A 19,392-nucleotide genomic window follows, 5' to 3' on the forward strand; every position below is an offset into this window, starting at 1 on the left:
CTCCGTTCAGTTGCTTGTGGTGGCCACCTTCTTAGCAGGCAACTGAACAAACGCTTAGGCGGGGGGTGTCTGTTCCAGGCGGACCACCACGGACTTGCTCGCCGGGGTGTTGCTGGTGTCGGCGGTGGCGTCCAGCGGGACCAGGACGTTGGTCTCCGGGTAGTACGAGGCGGCGCAGCCGCGCGCGGTCGGGTAGTGGATCACGCGGAAGCCGGTGGCGCGCCGCTCGGTGCCGTCCGTCCACTCGCTGACCAGGTCGGTGTAGCTCCCGTCGGCCAGCCCGAGCTCCTGGGCGTCCTCGGGGTGCACCAGCACCACCCGGCGGCCGTTCTTGATGCCGCGGTAGCGGTCGTCCAGGCCGTAGATGGTGGTGTTGTACTGGTCGTGGGAGCGGAGGGTCTGAAGCAGCAGCCGCCCCTCGGGCACCTTTGGGTACCCGACCGGGGCCGCGGTGAAGTTGGCCTTACCGGTGGCGGTGGGGAAGCTGCGGCTGTCGCGCGGGGCGTGCGGCAGGGCGAAACCGGCCGGGTCGCTCACCCGGTCGTTGAAGTCCTCGAAGCCGGGGATGACGGCCGCGATGCGGTCGCGGATCCGCGCGTAGTCCTTCTCGAACTCCTCCCAGGGGGTGCGGCTCTCGGGCCCCAGCACCCGGCGGGCCAGCCGGCAGACGATGGCCGGTTCGGACAGCAGATGGGAGCTCGCGGGCTCCAGGCGCCCGCGGGAGGCGTGCACCATGCCCATGGAGTCCTCGACGGTGACGAACTGCGGGCCGTCGCCCTGGAGATCGCGCTCGGTGCGGCCGAGGGTGGGCAGGATCAGCGCCCGGGTGCCGGTGACCGCGTGGGAGCGGTTGAGCTTGGTGGAGACATGGACGGTCAGCCGCGCGGCGCGCATCGCGGCCTCGGTGACCTCGGTGTCGGGCGAGGCCGCTACGAAGTTGCCGCCCATGGCGAAGAAGACCTTGGCCCGGCCGTCGCGCAGGGCACGGATGGCCCGGACGACGTCGAAGCCGTGCTCACGGGGCGGGGCGAAGCCGAACTCGCGCTCCAGGGCGTCGAGGAAGGCCGGCGCGGGGCGCTCGAAGATGCCCATGGTGCGGTCGCCCTGGACATTGCTGTGGCCGCGCACCGGGCAGACCCCGGCGCCGGGGCGGCCGATGTTGCCGCGCAGCAGCAGGAAGTTGACGACCTCACGGATGGTGGGCACCGAGTGCTTGTGCTGGGTCAGGCCCATCGCCCAGCACACGATGGTGCGCTTCGAGGCGAGGACCATGGCCAGCGCGCGGTCGATGTCGGCGCGGTCGAGACCGGTGGCGCGCAGCGTCTCGTCCCAGTCGGCGGCGCGGGCCGCGGCGGCGAACTCCTCGAAGCCGTGGGTGTGCTCCCGGATGAACTCCTCGTCGATGGCGCCTTCCCCCGCGCCGGAGGCGCTGTCGGACGCTTCCAGGACGAGCTTGTTGAGGAGGCGGAAGAGGGCCTGGTCGCCGCCGAGCCGGATGTGCAGGAAGAGATCGGTGAGCGAGGTGCCGCCGCCGGCGATGCCGCGTGCGTTCTGCGGGTTCTTGAACCGCTCCAGCCCGGCCTCGGGCAGCGGGTTGACGGAGATGATCTTCGCGCCGCCGGCCTTGGCCTTCTCCAGGGCGGAGAGCATGCGCGGGTGGTTGGTGCCCGGGTTCTGCCCGGCCACGATGATCAGGTCGGCCTTGTAGAGGTCCTCCAGCAGCACGCTGCCCTTGCCGACGCCGAGGGTCTCGGTGAGCGCCGAGCCGGAGGACTCATGGCACATGTTGGAGCAGTCGGGCAGGTTGTTGGTGCCGAATTCGCGGACGAAGAGCTGGTAGAGGAAGGCCGCCTCGTTGCTGGTGCGGCCCGAGGTGTAGAAGACCGCCTCGTCGGGGGAGTCGAGCGCGGTCAGCTCGTCGGCGACGATGTCGAAGGCCCGGTCCCAGGACACCGGCTCGTACCGCTCGGCACCCTCGGCCAGATACATGGGCTGGGTCAGCCGGCCCTGCTGACCGAGCCAGTAGCCACTGCGGGTGGCGAGGTCGGCCACCGGGTGGGCGGCGAAGAAGTCGGGGGTGACCCGGCGGAGGGTGGCCTCCTCGGCGACGGCCTTCGCGCCGTTCTCACAGAACTCGGCCGTGTGGCGCTTGTCCGGCTCGGGCCAGGCGCAGCCGGGGCAGTCGAAGCCGTCCTTCTGATTGACGCGCAGCAGGGTGAGCGCGGTGCGGCGCACACCCATCTGCTGGTGGGCGATGCGCAGCGAATGCCCCACGGCCGGCAGCCCGGCGGCGGCACGTTGTGGGGGTGTGACCTCGGGGGCGTCCTGGATCGGATCGCCTGCGGGCGGCTTGGCTGCCATGTCGCTCCCCTTGGGCTCGAACGGTGCGGGACCTGTGATGGACCTCTGGGGCCGATCCTGTCACGGGCCACCGACACCCTGAGCGGCGGCCCGGTCCGCCGCCGGTGGCCGGGGCCGGTGTACGGCCTGTCCGATCTTGTGCCCGACGCGGTGCCCGATGCCGTGCCCGATCTTGTGCTCGGCTTGTGTCCGGCCCGGCCCGGCTCGGCCCCGTCCTGTCCGGTCCGATGGCCGGGGCGGGCGGCATTGTCGGTGGGGCGTGGCAGGATCGGGGGCGTGGCAGAGAAAGCATCGAAGAAGACCGCAGCGCCCGCGCCCGACCGCACGGGGGAGGACCGTCCCCGCCTGCTCCTGCTGGACGGGCATTCCCTGGCATACCGGGCATTCTTCGCGCTGCCGGCGGAGAACTTCAGCACGACCACCGGTCAGACCACCAACGCGATCTACGGCTTCACCTCGATGCTGGCGAACACGCTCCGTGATGAGCGGCCCACGCACCTCGCCGTGGCGTTCGACGTCTCGCGCAAGACCTGGCGCTCCGAGCAGTTCACGGAGTACAAGGCGAATCGCTCCAAGGCCCCCGATGAGTTCAAGGGGCAGGTCGAGCTGATCGGTGAGCTGCTCGACGCCATGAAGATCACGCGCTTCGCGATCGACGGCTTCGAGGCCGACGACGTGATCGCCACCCTCGCCACCCAGGCCGAGGGGCAGGGCTTCGAGGTGCTGATCGTCACCGGCGACCGGGATTCCTTCCAGCTGATCACCGAGCATGTCACGGTGCTCTACCCCACCAAGGGCGTCTCCGAGCTGACCCGGTTCACCCCCGAGAAGGTGCAGGAGAAGTACGGCCTCACCCCGAGCCAGTACCCCGACTTCGCGGCCCTGCGCGGCGATCCGTCGGACAACCTCCCCGGTATCCCGGGCGTCGGCGAGAAGACCGCGGCGAAGTGGATCAATCAGTTCGGCTCCTTCAAGGAGCTGGTGGAGCGGGTCGACGAGGTCAAGGGGAAGGTCGGCGAGAAGCTCCGCGACCACCTGGAGGCCGTCAAGCTCAACCGCCAGCTGACCGAGCTGGTGCGAGACGTGGAGCTCACCGCGGGCCCCGAGGGGCTCGAGCGCGCGCCGTACGACCGCGAGGCGCTCTCGGTGATCCTGGACGCGCTGGAGTTCCGCCACCAGAACTTCCGTGACCGGATCATGGCCGTCGACCCGGGCGCGGCGGCGGACGAGCCCGCGGCCGCGGAGCCGGGAGTTGCCGTCGAGGCAGTGGCACTGGGCGCGGGCGAGCTCGCCCCCTGGCTGGAGAGCCACCGGGACACCCCGCTCGGCCTGGCCACCGTCGACACCTGGGCGCTGGGCAGTGGCAGCGTCAGCGAGATCGCGCTGGCCACCGGCTCCGGCCCGGCCGTGTGCTTCGACCCCGCGCAGCTGGACGAGGCCGACGAGCGGGCGTTCGCCGAGTGGATCGCGGGCCCGGACCGCCCCAAGGTGCTGCACAACGCCAAGGGGACCATGCGGGTCTTCGCCGAGCACGGCTGGTCCGTCGCGGGCGTCACCATGGACACCGCCCTCGCCGCCTATCTGGTCAAGCCCGGCCGCCGCTCCTTCGAGCTGGACGCCCTGTCGGTGGAGTACCTGGGCCGTGAGCTCTCCCCGGCGGCGGCCGCGGACGGGCAGCTGGCCTTCGGCGTCGATGAGGAGGCCGAGCGGGACGCCCTGATGATCAAGGCACGGACCATCCTCGACCTGGGCGAGGCGTTCGGCGGCCGGCTGAAGGACGTGGGCGCGGCCGGGCTGCTGCACGACATGGAGTTGCCCGTCTCCGAGCTGCTGGCCCGGATGGAGCGGTCGGGCATCGCCGCCGACCGCGGCTGGCTGGAGCGCATGGAGCAGCAGTTCGCGGCCGCCGTGCAGCACGCGGTGAAGGAGGCCCACGCCGCGGTGGGCCATGAGTTCAACCTCGGCTCCCCCAAGCAGCTCCAGGAGGTGCTCTTCGGCGAGCTGGGCCTGCCCAAGACCAAGAAGACCAAGACCGGGTACACCACGGACGCCGACGCGCTGGCCTGGCTGGCCGCACAGACCGACCACGAACTCCCGGTGATCATGCTGCGCCACCGTGAGCAGGCGCGGCTGCGCTCCACCGTCGAGGGTCTGATCAAGACCGTCGCCCCCGGCGGCCGCATCCACACCACCTTCAACCAGACCGTGGCGGCCACCGGCCGGCTCTCCTCCACCGACCCCAACCTCCAGAACATCCCGGTGCGCACGGACGAGGGCCGGGCGATCCGGCGCGGCTTCGTCGTCGGCGAGGGCTTCGAGTCGCTGATGACCGCCGACTACAGCCAGATCGAGCTGCGCGTCATGGCCCATCTCTCCGAGGACGAGGGCCTGATCGAGGCGTTCACCTCCGGTGAGGACCTGCACACCACGGTCGCCTCCCAGGTTTTCGCCGTCGACAAGTCGGCCGTCGACCCGGAGATGCGCCGCAAGATCAAGGCCATGTCCTACGGGCTGGCGTACGGCCTGTCGGCGTTCGGCCTCTCCCAGCAGCTGGGCATCAACCCCGATGAGGCCCGCAAGCTGATGGAGAACTTCTTCGAGCGGTTCGGCGGGGTGCGCGACTATCTCCAGCGGGTCGTCGAGGAGGCGCGCGCCACCGGCTATACGGAGACCATGCTCGGCCGCCGCCGCTATCTGCCGGACCTCACCAGCGACAACCGCCAGCGCCGTGAGATGGCCGAGCGGATGGCGCTCAACGCCCCGATCCAGGGCACCGCCGCCGACATCGTGAAGATCGCGATGCTCAAGGTGGACGCGGCGTTGACGAGGGAGAAACTCTCGTCGCGGATGCTGTTGCAGGTCCACGACGAAATCGTGCTGGAGATCGCGCCCGGTGAGCGGGAGCGGGTCGAGGAGCTGGTGCGCCGGGAGATGACGGGGGCCTTCCAACTCAGCGCTCCGCTGGACGTATCGGTAGGATCCGGTGCCGACTGGGAGTCCGCGGCTCACTGAGGGATCACCCGATGCGGTGTTTGCACCGGTAGCTCCGGGCCATAAGTTGTCGTAGTGTCACCAGAGTTGACGCGCCGGGGGAGCGCGCCGTGTTCGACGGGAGGGACACACGGATGGCACCGCTTATCGGCCGACGACTGCGCAAGGGGGCGGCCACGACGGCGGTGGCGGCGGCCGCGATGGCCGCCCTCACCGCGTCCCAGGCGCCCGGGTTCGCCAAAACCGACCATGGCGACCGGAACCGGGAGCAGCGGGCGGAGGAGGCACCGGCGCCGGAGGACACCCCCATAGACGGTGGCTCGTCGTATCACACCGATCTGCCGCCCCTGGTCACCCCCGACAAGCCGGGCTCCTCGATCGATCTGCCCGGGCTCCCCGGGGGGAGCAACACCAAGCCCGAGGCGGGCCTACCCGCGAGCGTCCTCGCCGCCTACAAGAAGGCGGAAGCGGCCCTCAAGGATTCCAACCCCGGCTGCAATCTGCCCTGGGAGCTGCTCGCCGCGATCGGCAAGGTCGAGTCCGGCCAGGCCGGCGGCGGCAATGTGGACGCCGACGGCACGACCGTCTCGCCCATCCTCGGCCCGGTCCTCAACGGCGACGGCTTCGCCCTGATCAAGGACACCGACGGCGGTGCCTACGACGGCGACAGCACGCACGACCGGGCGGTCGGCCCCATGCAGTTCATCCCGTCCACCTGGGCCAGCTGGGGGCGGGACGGCAATGGTGACGGCGAGAGGGACCCCAACAACATCTATGACGCCGCCCTCGCCGCGGGCAGCTACCTCTGCGCGGACGGCCGCGATCTGTCGGTCAAGGCCGATCTGGACCGCGCGATCCTCGGCTACAACCACTCGCAGGAGTATCTGAACACCGTCCTGTCGTGGTTCGAGTACTACAAGCGCGGCATCCATGAGGTCCCCGACGGCACCGGTGTGCTGCCCTCGGGAGACGGCTCGGGCGGCTCGGGCTCGCGCGACAAGGGCAAGGACTCGGGGAAGAACCCGGGGAAGGGCGGCGGCAAGGACACCGGGAGGGGCGAGGAGCAGGACGCCCACACCCTGCCCAAGCCCAACCCCGAGCCGGACAACTCCACCCCGACCCCGCCGGCCGGGGACGAGAGCCCAGGCTCCCCGACCCCGAAGCCCCCCACCACTCCGCCGTCCACCCCGAGCGGCACCAGCAAGCTCACCACCGTCGGCGCGAAGGAGCTGTCCACCACCGCGGGCACCGGCTTCGCCCAGTCGCCGCGCGTCAAGGCCGTGGACACCGCGGGCAAGCCGGTGGCCGGTGCGCGGGTGCGGTACGAGATCCTCGGCGAGACCGACACGCGCTTCCTCGGCCTCGTCAAGTCCGCCACCGTGCTGACCGGCCTGGACGGCACCGCCACCGCGCCGAAGCTGCTCGCGGGCGAGAAGACCGGCGCCTTCACCGTGCGAGCCACCGCCGTGGGGCGGGAGGCGGCCCCGGTCGAGTTCACCGCGACCGTCAAGGCCCGTCCCGTGCCGAAGGCCGACGCGCTGGCCCGGCTCGACGACAAGAAGCTCACGGCCGAGACCGGTGGCTCCTTCGCCGATCCGCTCACCGTCACGGCCACCAACAAGGGCAAGGCCACCGAGGGTGTGCCGATGACCGCCACCATGATCACCACGGCGAAGGACCCCGAGCTCAATGACAAGGGGCCCTACTTCCTGGACGACGAGGGCAAGCCGGTGCGCACCCTGACCGCCCTGAAGACCAACGCCCTCGGGCAGTTCACGCTGCCGAAGATCCTCACCGATGACTACGCGGGCACCTTCCTGCTCCGCCTCACCGCCGAGGGCGGCGCCGTCCTGGACATCGAGCTGACCGTCACCCAGCCGGCCGCCTCGTAACCGAACACCGCCGCGGATCACGCCGTTCGCCGCACCGCCCCTGAGCCCACCGGGTTCAGGGGCGGTGCGGCGCTTTCACGCCTTCGTGTTCTCATCTGCGGCCCCCGTTGCTACGGTGCCCCATCTCTGACGAAGCGTCAGACAGCGCCTCGTACCGGACCACGAGGAGGCCCGTATGCGCGCCCTCGCCGCCGCCGCGATCGGACTCGCCGCCGCCCTCGCCATCGTCCTCACGGCGACGGCCATCGGCGCCCCCGCCGGTGAGACCTCCCCGGAACCCCTGCTCACCACCGTCCCCAAGCACCCCTGAGGGAGGGACATCCGCCATGCGCCGCAGAGCAAGCCTGGTGCTGCTGGCCTTCGCCGTCTTCTTCGCCGCCCTCGCGCCGCTGCTGCGCTGGTACGCCTATCCCCGGCTGGCCAAGATCCCGCCCAGCGAGTACCAGACGGCGGTCCTGGAGGCCAGTCCGGCCACCCTGATCGACTACGGCACCATGAAGCCCCGCACCGTCCCCAAGGTCAGCATCGTGCAGACCCTGCGCGGCAATGTGCCCGCCGCCGAGAAGGTCGGGAAGGAGACCGGGCGCGATGTCGTTGTCTGGGACGCCCTGTCCTATGTGGCCGGGCCCGACGGCAAGATGGTCTCCAAGATCCCCGAGCGCTATGTCTTCGACGCGCACTCACAGGACCCGGTGCACGCGGGCGGGGAACATGTCGACGGGGACGCGGTGCGCCGCGACGGCATCGAGTACAAATGGCCGTTCCTCACCGAGAAGCGCGACTACCGCTACTTCGACGCCCAGACCCGCACCTCCGCCCCCATCCACTACAAGGGCACTCAGAACTTCCGCGGCCTGGAGGTCTACTACTTCGAGCAGACGATCCCCTGGACGAAGGTGAAGCTGCCGAAGACCATGCCGGTCGAGGGCATCACCCCCGAGACCGTCCGCAAGGCCGGCACCACCCGCTGGTACAGCACCAAGCGGATGTTCTGGGTCGAGCCCACCACGGGCGCCCCGGTCAACGGGCAGGAGATCCACAAGGAGGAGCTGCGCGGCGGCACGCTGCTGGGCGACCGCGACCGGGTGACGGTCTTCGCCGGCCATGTGAAGATGCGCGAGGACTACATCCGGCACACGGTGGACCTGGTGAAGTCGCAGCGTCAGCTGGTCCTGCTGCTCACCGCCTATCTGCCGTGGGCGTTCCTGATCCTCGGGATGGGCCTGCTCGCCCTCGCGCTGCTGCTGGAGGCCCGCGGCCGCGCGGCGCGCCCGCCGTCGGCCCCCGCGGTGCCGACCGCGTTGTCAGTGGCGGGCCGTAGCGTATGACCATGCCAGTGAACAGCTGCGTCCCCGGTCCCGAACTCGTCGGCCACATCGTCGAATTGGCGCGCCTGGAATGGACCTCGGGCGCCACGGCGGCCGCCGCCGAGCGCTTCGGCTGGGTGCCCGACGGCTCCCGCACGTCCTCGTACGCCACCACCACCGGGCACCACGTCCTCCCGGAGTGGTTCGGCGGGCCCGGCGACGCGGACACCGAATGCATGATCCCGTTCTGCTACTACTACGAACCGGACGACTTCGACGCGGAGTTGCAGGCCGACGGGCTCAGCGGCAATGTCGACTGGCTCGCCGGGTACTACTCCGGCGAGCCCGGCTGGGTCTTCGACCGCGAGGCCGGTCGCTCCGCCTTCGACGGCCGGTGGCGCGCCGCGGTGGACGCCTTCGGCGAGCGCCTGGGCGAGCCGGAGACCGTGGTGCGGGACGAGAAGGGCGACCACCCGTGGAACTACGCGGCGTGGCGCTGCGGCGGCAATGCGGTGGTGGTCGGCCAGTGCGTCGACAACGGCTCGTATATGACCTTTGAGCAGGCGCTCATATGGGTCGGACCGCAGCCGTCGGACGAGCCGTTCCCGACGGGGGAGCAGTTCGCCCTGAGGCTGGAGTGCTGAGCGGCACCGCCGTCGCGTCAACCTCCGTCCCACGATTCGCTCGTGGTGGTCAAGCCGGTAGTGATCAGCGTGAGGGCGTGGCTACCATTCCGCCCATGCCTGGCATCACGATTGAGTTCACCGAGCAGGAGCTGGCCGAGCTGCGTGCCGAGGCGAGGGAGAAGGGCGTCGCGATCAAGCGGCTGGCGCACGACATACTGACCGAGGACGTGGTGCGGCGGCGTCAGAAGCAGCGCTTCGTCGAGGGCGCTGTGAAGTTCGCCCTGGAGTACAAGGCTGAGTTCGAGCGGGAGTTCCCGCACGGCATGCGGTGATCCTGTACGTCGATGCCGGCTGGGTGCTGAACGTCCAGGTCGAGGTCTCCCCGGTGAACACCCCGGTCCGCGACTGGGGTGCCCTGCACTGCATGACCGAACGCCACCGCTATGAGCGATTCGCGGGCGAGCCCTATTACGAGGAGGCCGCCGCCCGCGCCGCGACCTTTCTGCACACCTCACTGATTCTCGAGCCGTTCTCCGACTACAACGCCACGATTGGCGCGGCCTGCGCGCAGATGTACATAGAGGAGTCCGGAGAGCCGATCACGCCCCCGCCGGGCGGCATGGTCAAACTGATCCGCGACATACGCGAGATCACCGGCTTCCGCCTAGGCGAGACCGCCCGCCGACTACGCGCCTGGGCCGATTGACCCACGGCAGAGCCGATTGCCGCCATGCGACGGATTGCCGCCATGCGACGGATTGCCGCCATGCGGCCGACCGAACGGTGTGGCCTGCTGCGGTACGCGTTCCGATGTGCGTCGCGGCCGACTGGGTGGTGTGGCTGGCTGGCTGGGTGGGTGGCATGGCCCGCTGGGCGGTGTTGGCTGGCTGGGTGGCGTGGCTCACCGTGCGGTGTGCCCAATGGGCGTCGCGCCCGAGTGAGCAGCTGGCTGACTGAGCGGTGTTGGCTGGCTGGGTGGCGTGGTTCACCGCGCGGTGTGGCCAATGGGCGTCGCGCCCGACTGAGCGTCGTGGCTGACTGGGCGTCGTGGTTCACCGCGCGTCGTGGCCGACCGAATGGCGCGTCTCACTGCGTCACGCATCCCGATGAGCGTCGTGGCCGACTGAGCGGCGTGGCTCTCTGAGCGTCCCGGTCCACTGAGCGGTGTGGGCGACTACGCGTCGCGGCTTGCTGAGCGGCCCGAGCCACTGCGTCACGCGTCCCACTGCACGGCGTGCCCGACTGAGCGACGAGTTTCACTGCTGGGGCGTCCCACTGCGCGGCGTGGCCCATTGCGCGGTGCGGCCCGCCGAGCGGCCCGAGCGGTTTGCGGAAGTCGCCGCGGTTTCGAAAGGTGAGGCGTCCCGAGGGGGCGCGGAGCTGCGTCGACGTGCGCCTCCGTCGCGTGGGCGCAACCGGTCACGACGGTGCCGCAGATGATCGACGGCAGGTCGGGGCACCTCCAGCGGAGCGCTTAGCGGCCGCGGCGGGTGTTGGTCCGCCGGGTCGGCTCGGCCGTCGTCGGGTCCTCCGGCCATGGATGCTTGGGATAGCGGCCGCGCAGTTCGGCCCGCACCGAGCGGTAGCCGTCCTTCCAGAACGACGCCAGATCGGCGGTGACCGCGGCCGGACGGCCCGCCGGGGACAGCAGATGCACCAGCAGCGGCACCCGCCCGCCCGCGATCCGGGGCGCCTCCTGCCAGCCGAACAGCTCCTGGAGCTTCACCGCCAGCACGGGCCGGTCCGCGCCGTAGTCCAGCCGCACCCGCGAACCGCTCGGCACCTCGATCCGCTCCGGCGCCAGCTCCTCGAACCGCGCGGCTTCGCCCGTGGCCCACGGCAGCAGCCGGGCCAGTGCCTGCCCGGCGTCCACCCGCCCCAGATCGGCCCGCCCGCGGGCCCGCGCCAGCTCCGACCCGAGCCACTCGTCCGCGCGGTCCAGCAGCGCCGCGTCCGAGACGTCCGGCCAGGCCCCGCCCAGCTCCCGGTGGAGAAACGCCATCCGCTGCCGGACCGCCGTGGCCTGCGCCGACCAGCGCAGCAGCCCCGTCCCCTCGCGGCGCAGCCCCTCCAGCAACGCCCGCCGCACCTGCTCCGGATCGGGGTCGGTCAGCGGCCGGGAGACCAGCTCGATCGCGCCGAGCCGGGCCACTTGGTGCGCCAAGACGTCCCCGTCGGCCCAACGCACCTCCTCACCTTCCGAGGCCAGTGCCGCGGCCGCCGCCCGGGCGGTGCCCTCGTCGGTCACCGCCGCGAGCCGCACCCGCGCCGACGCGGCGGCCACCGGCCGGTCCGCGACGGCCACCGCGAGCCATGGCGCCCCGCCCAGCCGCGAGCCGTCGGCCAACTCCGCGCCGGTCCCGGCGGCCATGAGATACGCCCGCTCGCCGCGCCGCCGGGCCACCCGTTCCGGAAACGCCAACGCGGCCATCAGCCCGGCCACGGCATCGTCGCCGTGCGGACCGCCACTGCCGCGTGCCGGAAGGCTGTCGCCGCCGTGCGGACCGCCGCCGCGTGCCGGACCGTTGTCGCCGTCGTGTGGGCCGTCTCCGCCGCGCGCCGGACCATCGCCGCCGCGTAGATCGCTGCCTCGTGTCGGAAGGTTGTCGCCGCCGCGAGGGCCGTCTCCGCGGCGTGCCGGACCACCGCCGCCGCGTGGATCTCCGCCGCGCCCCGGGCCGTCACCACCGCGTGACGGGCCGCCACTGCCATGTGCCGGGCCGTCTCCGCGTAGATCGCTGCCGCGCCCTGGACCGTCTCCGCGGCGCGCCGGACCGCCACCGCTGTGTGCCGGATCATCGCCTCCGCGTCCCGGACCGTCTCCGCCGCGCGCCGGGCCGTCTTCGCCGCGCCTCGGACCGTCTCCGCGGCGCGCCGGACCGTCTCCGCCGCGTAGGTCGCCGCTGCGTCCCGGACCGCCACCGCCGCGCGCCGGACCGTTTTCGCCGCGCCCCAGGCAGTCTTCGCCGCGCGCCGGACCGTCTCCGCCGCGTAGGTCGCCTCCGCGCCCCAGGCCGTCTCCGCCGCGCCCCGGGCCGTCTCCACCGCGTAGGTCGCCTCCGCGTCCCGGACCGCCACCGCCGCGCGCCGAGCCGTCCTCGCCCCGTCCCGGGCCGTCGCCGCCCCGGGCGCTGTCCGGCCGGGCGCTTGCCTCGGGGGTCAGGGCGCGTTCGAGTCGGCGGGCCTCTTGGCGCCAGCGGGTGGCGTAGGGGTCTCCGCCGTGGCGGGCGGTGCGCCAGGCGGCGGTCAGGTCGTCGCCGTACTCTCTCGGGGGCTCCTCGCTCAGCAGGGCCACCACCTCGGCCGCCCGGCGTGCGCCGACCTCCTTCGCGCCGTCGACGAGCGCCCGCGCGAGGCGGGGGTGGAGGCCGAGGCGGGCCATCCGGGTGCCGCGTTCGGTGGCCCTTCCGGCGGTGTCCACGGCGCCGATCGCGGTCAGCGTCTCGCGTGCGGCCGTCATCGCCCCGGCGGGCGGCGGATCGAGCAGGGCCAGCCCCGAGGCGTCCGGATCGCCCCAGCACGCCGTCTGGAGCGCGAAGGCCGTAAGGTCCGCACCGGCGATCTCCGGGGACGGGAAACGCGGCAGCCGGGCGTCCTCCGCCTCCGGCCAGCAGCGGTAGACCACCCCGGGTGCCTCGCGCCCCGCACGGCCCGCGCGCTGCCGGGCGGCGGCCCGCGACGCCCTTACGGTCGTCAGCGCGCTCAGCCCGCGTGCGTGGTCCATCCGGGGCTCACGGGCCAGCCCGCAGTCCACGACGATCCGCACGCCCGGCACGGTCAGGCTCGACTCGGCGACCGAGGTGGCCAGCACCACCCGCCGCCGTCCGCCGTCCGCGCCCGAGAGCACCGCCTCCTGGACGGCGGCGGGCGCCCGCCCGTGCACCTGTAGGACCTCCGTCCCGTCGAGCCCGCCCAGCTTCCCGGCCACCCGGGCGATCTCCCCGACGCCCGGCAGGAAGCACAGCACATCGCCCTCCCGCTCGCGCAGCGCCCGCCGTACGACGGCTGCGACATGGTCGAGGAGGGCCGGGTCCACCCGCATCCCGTGCGGCGGCCTTACGGGGCGCTCGGGCGGCGCCCACACCACCTCCACCGGATGGGACACACCCGGCGCCGAGACGACCGGCGCGGGCTTCCCGGGGCGGCCGTCCCCGCACTCGGAACCGCTGCCGTCCGTCCCGCCGTCGCCGAGCAGCCGTGCCCAGCCTTCCGCGTCCGTGGTCGCCGAGGTGGCGATGAGCCACAGATCGGGGCGCAGGGCGGCACGGACGTCCAGCAGGAAGGCGGCGGCCGTGTCCGCGTCCAGATGGCGCTCATGGCATTCGTCGAGAACGACCACATCGACGCCGGCCAGTTCCTGATCGCGTTGCAGCCGCTGCAACAGCACTCCGGTGGTGACCACCTCGACCACGGTCCCGCGGCCGGCCTGGCGCTCCCCGCGCACGGTGAAGCCGACCTTTCCGCCCGGCCGCTCGCCCAGCAGCCATGCCATCCGGCGCGCGGCGGCCCGTGCCGCGATCCGCCGCGGCTCGGCGACCAGCACCCGCCGCACCGGGCCGCCGCCCACCAGCCCGGCCAGCACCAGCGGCACCAGCGTCGTCTTACCGGTCCCCGGGGGCGCGCACAGCACGGCCACCCCGCGGTCGTCGAGCGCGCGCAGCAACTCCGGCACGGCTTCGCGTACCGGAAGGCGGTCGAGGGCCTCGGCGCGCGGGTCCGTGGAAATGGTCAACGCCTCCGTCTCGGTTCCGTTCAGTCCGGCAGTCCCGCGGTCCGGCAGTCCCGCAGTGCCGCTGTCCGCGGTTCGGCAGTGCCGCTGGCCCGCTCGTCCGTTCAGTCCCGTTCGCATACGAAGATCGCCGTGCCCGGGATGAGGTTCCCCCGCACGGGGGACCAGCCGCCCCACTCCTGGTGGTTCCACGCGGGCCATTCCGGTTCGACCAGGTCGACCAGTCGGAAGCCCCCGGCCACCACGTCCCGCACCCGGTCGCCCAGCGTCCGGTGGTGCTCCACATAGACGGCCCGGCCCGACTCGTCCTGCTCCACATAGGGCGTGCGGTCGAAGTAGGAGGCGGAGATGGACAGCCCCTCGGGCCCGGGTTCGTCGGGGAAGGCCCAGCGGATCGGATGCGTCACCGAGAAGACCCATCGCCCGCCCGGCCGCAGCACCCGGCGCACCTCACGCATCACCCGCACGGGCTCGGCCACGAACGGCACCGCCCCGTACGCCGAGCACGCGAGGTCGAACGAGCCGTCCCGGAAGGGCAGGGCCGTGGCGTCGGCCTGCACCAGCGCGACCCCGGCCGCGTCGCCGCCCCCCGAAGCCCGGAGGCCGGCCACGTCAGCAGCCCCCGAGGCCCCCGAGGCCCCGGACGCGGCGGCCGCGGCCGCCGCCGCGTCGATCCGCCGCGCGTGCCGCAACTGCCGGTGTGAGAGGTCCAGCGCCACCGGCCGCGCCCCCTGGGCGGCCAGCCAGCGGGCGCACTGCGCGGCGCCCGCGCCCACCTCCAGCACATCGCGCCCCTTGAGCGCCTCCACCGGGCCCAGCAGCCCGGCCTCCGCCTCGTCCAGCCCTTCCGGGCCCCATATGAACCGGTCGTCGCCCAGGAAGGCGCCGTGCTCCTCCTGGTACTCGTCCGCGTTGCGGTCCCACCATCCCCGGCTGGCCCGGCTGCTCTCCGCCTCGTCGGCTGTCCGGCGGGTGGCCGTCGGCTCGGTGTCCTCCCCGGGGGTGCCGGGCTCGTGTTCTTGGACCATCGCGCGCGTCGTCGTACTCTCTGTATCGACCTGTGGCTGCGGGGCGCGGTGAGAGCCGCGTCGCAGTACGGACCATGCAATTTGCCGGGTTCGGGGAGTTAATCCCCGCGTGTGCTCTTCGTGCATTGACCATGCCCGGCTGCCCCCGTATGCTACAAGTTGCGCTGCGGGCCTGTGCGCCTCGGACGGAGCAGGCCGCACTCGCATCTGTTGTATGTCCCCTCGGTTGTCGAGGTGCTTGGGCTTTTCGATCCCTCGAAATCGGAAAGTTTCGGTGCCTCCAAGGCTGTCCGGCTTCGGCAGTGCGATAAGGGCTCCCGGCGTAGCAGTACCTACGACTTCATGTCCGTACCGGAGCCCTTTTCCACATGACGAGCAGCACCGAGGCAACCCGCACCACCCCGCAGGTGGCGGTCAACGACATCGGTTCCGAGGAAGCCTTCCTCGCCGCGATCGACGAGACGATCAAGTACTTCAACGACGGCGACATCGTCGACGGCGTCATCGTGAAGGTCGACCGGGACGAGGTCCTGCTCGACATTGGTTACAAGACCGAAGGCGTCATCCCCTCACGGGAACTGTCGATCAAGCACGACGTCGACCCGAATGAGGTCGTGGCGGTCGGCGACGAGATCGAGGCCCTCGTTCTCCAGAAGGAGGATAAAGAAGGCCGACTGATCCTCTCGAAGAAGCGCGCCCAGTACGAGCGCGCTTGGGGCACCATCGAGAAGATCAAGGAAGAGGACGGGATCGTCACCGGTACCGTCATCGAGGTCGTCAAGGGTGGTCTCATCCTCGACATCGGCCTCCGTGGCTTCCTTCCGGCTTCCCTGGTCGAGATGCGCCGCGTCCGCGACCTCCAGCCCTACGTGGGCAAGGAGCTCGAGGCGAAGATCATCGAGCTCGACAAGAACCGCAACAACGTGGTCCTGTCCCGCCGCGCCTGGCTGGAGCAGACCCAGAGCGAGGTCCGCCAGACCTTCCTCACCACCCTCCAGAAGGGCCAGGTGCGCTCCGGCGTCGTCTCCTCGATCGTCAACTTCGGTGCGTTCGTGGACCTGGGCGGCGTCGACGGTCTCGTCCACGTCTCGGAGCTGTCCTGGAAGCACATCGACCACCCGTCCGAGGTTGTCGAGGTCGGCCAGGAGGTCACGGTCGAGGTCCTGGACGTCGACATGGACCGCGAGCGCGTCTCCCTGTCGCTCAAGGCGACCCAGGAGGACCCGTGGCAGCAGTTCGCCCGGACCCACCAGATCGGTCAGGTCGTCCCGGGTAAGGTCACCAAGCTCGTTCCGTTCGGTGCGTTCGTCCGCGTGGACGAGGGCATCGAGGGTCTGGTCCACATCTCCGAGCTGGCCGAGCGCCACGTGGAGATCCCGGAGCAGGTCGTCCAGGTCAACGACGAGATCTTCGTCAAGGTCATCGACATCGACCTCGAGCGCCGCCGCATCAGCCTCTCGCTGAAGCAGGCCAACGAGTCCTTCGGTGCCGACCCGTCCGCGGTCGAGTTCGACCCGACCCTGTACGGCATGGCCGCGTCCTACGACGACCAGGGCAACTACATCTACCCCGAGGGTTTCGACCCCGAGGCCAACGACTGGCTCGAGGGCTACGAGAAGCAGCGCGAGGAGTGGGAGCGCCAGTACGCCGAGGCGCAGCAGCGCTTCGAGCAGCACCAGGCGCAGGTCATCAAGTCCCGCGAGGCCGACGAGCAGGCCGCTGCCGAGGCTGGCAGCGCCGCTCCGGCGCCCGGCGGGCAGGCGGCCGGTGGCGGTTCGTACTCCTCGGAGTCGGCCGACAACTCCGGCGCCCTGGCCTCGGACGAGGCGCTGGCCGCGCTTCGCGAGAAGCTGGCCGGTGGCCAGAGCTGACCAGCTGACCACCCGCCGCTAGCGGGCATCGGCTGAGCCGGTAAGGCCCGCTCCCCTGGGGAGCGGGCCTTACGCATGCCCGGGCCGTCGCACGCTGACCGAAACGGAGTCCACGATCACGTTCCGGGCACCGTCGATCCTGATGCCCTCCTTGCCGCCGCGGACCGTGATCCCCCTGACGGTCCAGTACGAGGCGCCGTTCAGACGCAGCCCATAGCCGCCGCTCGCGGTGAGGATCGCCCTCGACGAGCCGGTGAGGGTGATCCGCGAGCCGGAGGTGCCGGAGGCGCTGATCTCGAAGCTGCCCCGGTACTCGCCATCGGCGAGCCGGATCGTATCGCCGGGCCGGGCCCCGGCGAGTGCCTTCCTGAGCCCGTCCGCGTCGTGCACGGGGATCGGGGCGGGGGTGGCGGTGGCGGGGGCGTCCCGTCCGGTCGTGCCCGCCGCGATCAGGCCACCGGCGGCGATCAGCCCGGCGGCGGTGGCGGTGACGAGGATCCGTAATCGGGTGGGGGTGCGGCCGGGGGAGTGCATAGGGGGCTGCCTTCCTGTGCCGTGGCCAGAGGTGAAACGCTGGATTCTGGTCAGTGAACGCCGGATGACATGATGAACCGCTGACGGCTCGCGAAGATAGGCGCGCCCCATATGCGCGTCAACCCCGCGAAGTGCGCCGACGTCGAGATCGGGCCGTGTGCCGTTCGCCCAAGTGGGCCCCTCCGGAACGCGTTTCACGGCCACGGAGCCGGCCAGGATCCCGCTCGGGGAATGACCCCGCCTCCATTCGGTGTTATTCGGTGCGAACACAAGGAGGAGCGGTCACAGTGCATGATCCGCAGGAGTTGTACGCATGGGAACCGAGCGGGCTGGCGGAGGTCGACGCGATAGCCTCGCGGGACTCGGCCGGGCTGGTGCTGCTGTACCACTTCGACGGCTATATCGACGCCGGCGAGACCGGGGACCAGATCGTCGAGCGGCTGCTCGACGGCCTGCCACGCAAGGTCGTCGCGCGCTTCGACCATGACCGGCTGGTCGACTACCGGGCCCGCCGCCCCCTGCTCACCTTCCAGCGCGACCGGTGGACGGCGTACGAGACCCCGAAGATCGAGCTGTATCTGGTGCGCGACGCGACCGCGGCCCCGTTCCTGCTGCTCGCCGGCCCGGAGCCGGATGTGGAGTGGGAGCGGTTCGCGGCGGCCGTGAGCCAGATCGTCGAGCGGCTGGGCGTACGGCTCGCGGTGAACTTCCACGGCATCCCGATGGGCGTGCCGCACACCCGGCCGGTCGGCATCACCCCGCACGGCAACCGCACCGACCTGACGCCGGGTCACCGCGGCTACTTCGACGAGGCCCAAGTGCCCGGCAGCGCGGAGTCCCTGATCGAGTACCGGCTCGCCGAGGCGGGCCGCGATGTGCTCGGCATCGCCACGCATGTGCCGCACTATCTGGCCCGGTCGGCCTATCCGGACGCGGCGCTCACCGCGCTGGAGGCCATCACCGCGGCCACCGGTCTGGTCCTGCCGGGGCCGACACACGTCCTGCGCAACGAGGCCCTCAGGACGCAGGAGGAGATCGAGCGGCAGATCTCGGAGGGCGACGAGGAGCTGGTCGCGCTCGTGCGGGGCCTTGAGCACCAGTACGACGCGGTGGCCGGGGCCGAGAGCCGCGGCAATCTCGTGGCGGAGCCGACCGAGCTGCCCTCGGCGGATGAACTGGGGGCGGAGTTCGAAAGGTTCCTCGCCGAGCGGGAGGGCGAGGGCGGAGCCTGAGCGATGACCCCGCCGACACGCCGTATAGCGTGGGCCCCATGCTGAACCTGGGGCTCACTGGCGGAATCGGCGCGGGCAAGAGCGAGGTCTCACGGATCCTGACCTCCCTGGGAGCGGTGCTGATCGATTCCGATCGGATCGCTCGCGAGGTGGTCGAACCGGGCACGCCGGGGCTGGCCGCCGTCGTCGCCGAGTTCGGCCCCGAGGTGCTGACCGGCGAGGGCCGGCTGGACCGGCCGAGGCTCGGCGCGATCGTCTTCAACGACCCGGAGCGGCTGAGCGCGCTGAACGCGATCGTCCACCCCCTGGTCCGGGACCGCTCCGCCGAGCTCCAGTCGGCGGCCGCCCCCGACGCCGTCGTCGTCCATGACGTCCCGCTCCTGGCCGAGAACAACCTGGCCCCGCTCTATGACCTGGTCATGGTCGTGGACGCCACCCCCGAGACCCAGCTCGACCGGCTGGTACGGCTGCGCGGCATGGCCGAGGACGAGGCGCGGGCCCGTATGGCGGCGCAGGCCACCCGCGCGGAGCGGCTGGCCATCGCCGATGTCGTGATCGACAACAATGGCCCGATCGAGGCGCTGGAGCCCCAGGTCGGAAAGGTCTGGACGGATCTGGTGCGACGGGCGGCCGACGCGGAGGGCTGAGCTTTCCGGGACCGGCCGGGGACGCGACATGGAGCCTTCCCGGAGCGTACGGGCGCGCCGTGGATCTTTCCCGGACCGTACGGGTGCGGCACGGAGCCTGGTGGAGCTGACCGGCGCGCGTTGCGCGTAAAGCGTGGCGGGGCCGAGCCGGGGCGCCGCGCGGAGCGTGCGGGG

14 protein-coding genes are annotated in these 19,392 nt (G+C 71.6%); 10 read left to right on the forward strand and 4 right to left on the reverse strand.

From position 1 onward, the window contains the following. Positions 1–54: 54 nt before the first annotated feature. Complete coding sequence (locus tag NQU54_RS37020; RefSeq protein WP_257634833.1) at positions 55–2,361, reverse strand: FdhF/YdeP family oxidoreductase; 2,307 nt, start codon at positions 2,359–2,361, stop codon at positions 55–57. A gap of 276 nt (positions 2,362–2,637) precedes the next feature. Here NQU54_RS37020 and polA point away from each other — a divergent pair, with 276 nt between their 5' ends. The 7 genes from polA (at position 2,638) to NQU54_RS37055 (ending at position 9,883) form a co-directional block, all read left to right on the forward strand. Beyond that, complete coding sequence (gene polA, locus NQU54_RS37025) at positions 2,638–5,373, forward strand: DNA polymerase I (RefSeq protein WP_257634834.1); 2,736 nt, start codon at positions 2,638–2,640, stop codon at positions 5,371–5,373. A 113-nt stretch (positions 5,374–5,486) separates the two neighbouring features. Beyond that, positions 5,487–7,244: a lytic transglycosylase domain-containing protein gene (locus tag NQU54_RS37030; protein ID WP_257634835.1), complete on the forward strand. Its 1,758-nt coding sequence runs from the start codon at positions 5,487–5,489 to the stop codon at positions 7,242–7,244. A 175-nt stretch (positions 7,245–7,419) separates the two neighbouring features. Next, entirely contained in the window at positions 7,420–7,554 is a 135-nt protein-coding gene (locus tag NQU54_RS37035; RefSeq protein ID WP_107429800.1) for an SPW_0924 family protein, read from the forward strand. A 16-nt stretch (positions 7,555–7,570) separates the two neighbouring features. Beyond that, the gene (pgfA, locus tag NQU54_RS37040; protein WP_257634836.1) at positions 7,571–8,572 is read left to right on the forward strand and encodes a cell envelope lipid trafficking protein PgfA; all 1,002 of its coding nucleotides are present in this window, start codon (positions 7,571–7,573) and stop codon (positions 8,570–8,572) included. 2 nt (positions 8,573–8,574) lie between these two features. After that, entirely contained in the window at positions 8,575–9,195 is a 621-nt protein-coding gene (locus tag NQU54_RS37045; protein WP_257634837.1) for a hypothetical protein, read from the forward strand. Positions 9,196–9,290: 95 nt separating this feature from the next. Further along, positions 9,291–9,509, forward strand: coding sequence for a hypothetical protein (locus tag NQU54_RS37050; RefSeq protein ID WP_069870015.1), 219 nt, complete (start codon positions 9,291–9,293; stop codon positions 9,507–9,509). After that, on the forward strand, positions 9,506–9,883 hold the full coding sequence (locus NQU54_RS37055) for a hypothetical protein (RefSeq protein ID WP_069870013.1): 378 nt from the start codon (positions 9,506–9,508) through the stop codon (positions 9,881–9,883). The genes NQU54_RS37050 and NQU54_RS37055 overlap by 4 nt, the downstream gene beginning before the upstream one ends. A gap of 768 nt (positions 9,884–10,651) precedes the next feature. Here the strand turns inward: NQU54_RS37055 and NQU54_RS37060 are convergent. Beyond that, positions 10,652–13,909 (reverse strand): ATP-dependent helicase C-terminal domain-containing protein, encoded by a 3,258-nt coding sequence (locus tag NQU54_RS37060; RefSeq protein WP_257634838.1) that lies wholly within the window; start codon positions 13,907–13,909, stop codon positions 10,652–10,654. A gap of 101 nt (positions 13,910–14,010) precedes the next feature. Beyond that, the gene (locus NQU54_RS37065) at positions 14,011–14,934 is read right to left on the reverse strand and encodes a class I SAM-dependent methyltransferase (RefSeq protein ID WP_257634839.1); all 924 of its coding nucleotides are present in this window, start codon (positions 14,932–14,934) and stop codon (positions 14,011–14,013) included. Between the two features lie 368 nt (positions 14,935–15,302). Between NQU54_RS37065 and rpsA the strand changes: the two genes are divergently transcribed. Continuing rightward, positions 15,303–16,805, forward strand: coding sequence for a 30S ribosomal protein S1 (gene rpsA, locus NQU54_RS37070; RefSeq protein WP_093702973.1), 1,503 nt, complete (start codon positions 15,303–15,305; stop codon positions 16,803–16,805). A 69-nt stretch (positions 16,806–16,874) separates the two neighbouring features. Here rpsA and NQU54_RS37075 read toward each other — a convergent pair whose 3' ends face one another. Next, the gene (locus NQU54_RS37075; protein ID WP_257634840.1) at positions 16,875–17,339 is read right to left on the reverse strand and encodes a right-handed parallel beta-helix repeat-containing protein; all 465 of its coding nucleotides are present in this window, start codon (positions 17,337–17,339) and stop codon (positions 16,875–16,877) included. A 287-nt stretch (positions 17,340–17,626) separates the two neighbouring features. Here NQU54_RS37075 and NQU54_RS37080 point away from each other — a divergent pair, with 287 nt between their 5' ends. Further along, on the forward strand, positions 17,627–18,571 hold the full coding sequence (locus NQU54_RS37080) for a PAC2 family protein (RefSeq protein WP_257634841.1): 945 nt from the start codon (positions 17,627–17,629) through the stop codon (positions 18,569–18,571). A 38-nt stretch (positions 18,572–18,609) separates the two neighbouring features. Then, positions 18,610–19,218, forward strand: a complete 609-nt coding sequence (coaE, locus tag NQU54_RS37085) for a dephospho-CoA kinase (protein ID WP_257634842.1) — start codon at positions 18,610–18,612, stop codon at positions 19,216–19,218. Positions 19,219–19,392 lie beyond the last annotated feature (174 nt).

Source organism: Streptomyces malaysiensis subsp. samsunensis (assembly GCF_024519315.1).
In the GTDB taxonomy this organism is placed as follows: domain Bacteria; phylum Actinomycetota; class Actinomycetes; order Streptomycetales; family Streptomycetaceae; genus Streptomyces; species Streptomyces malaysiensis.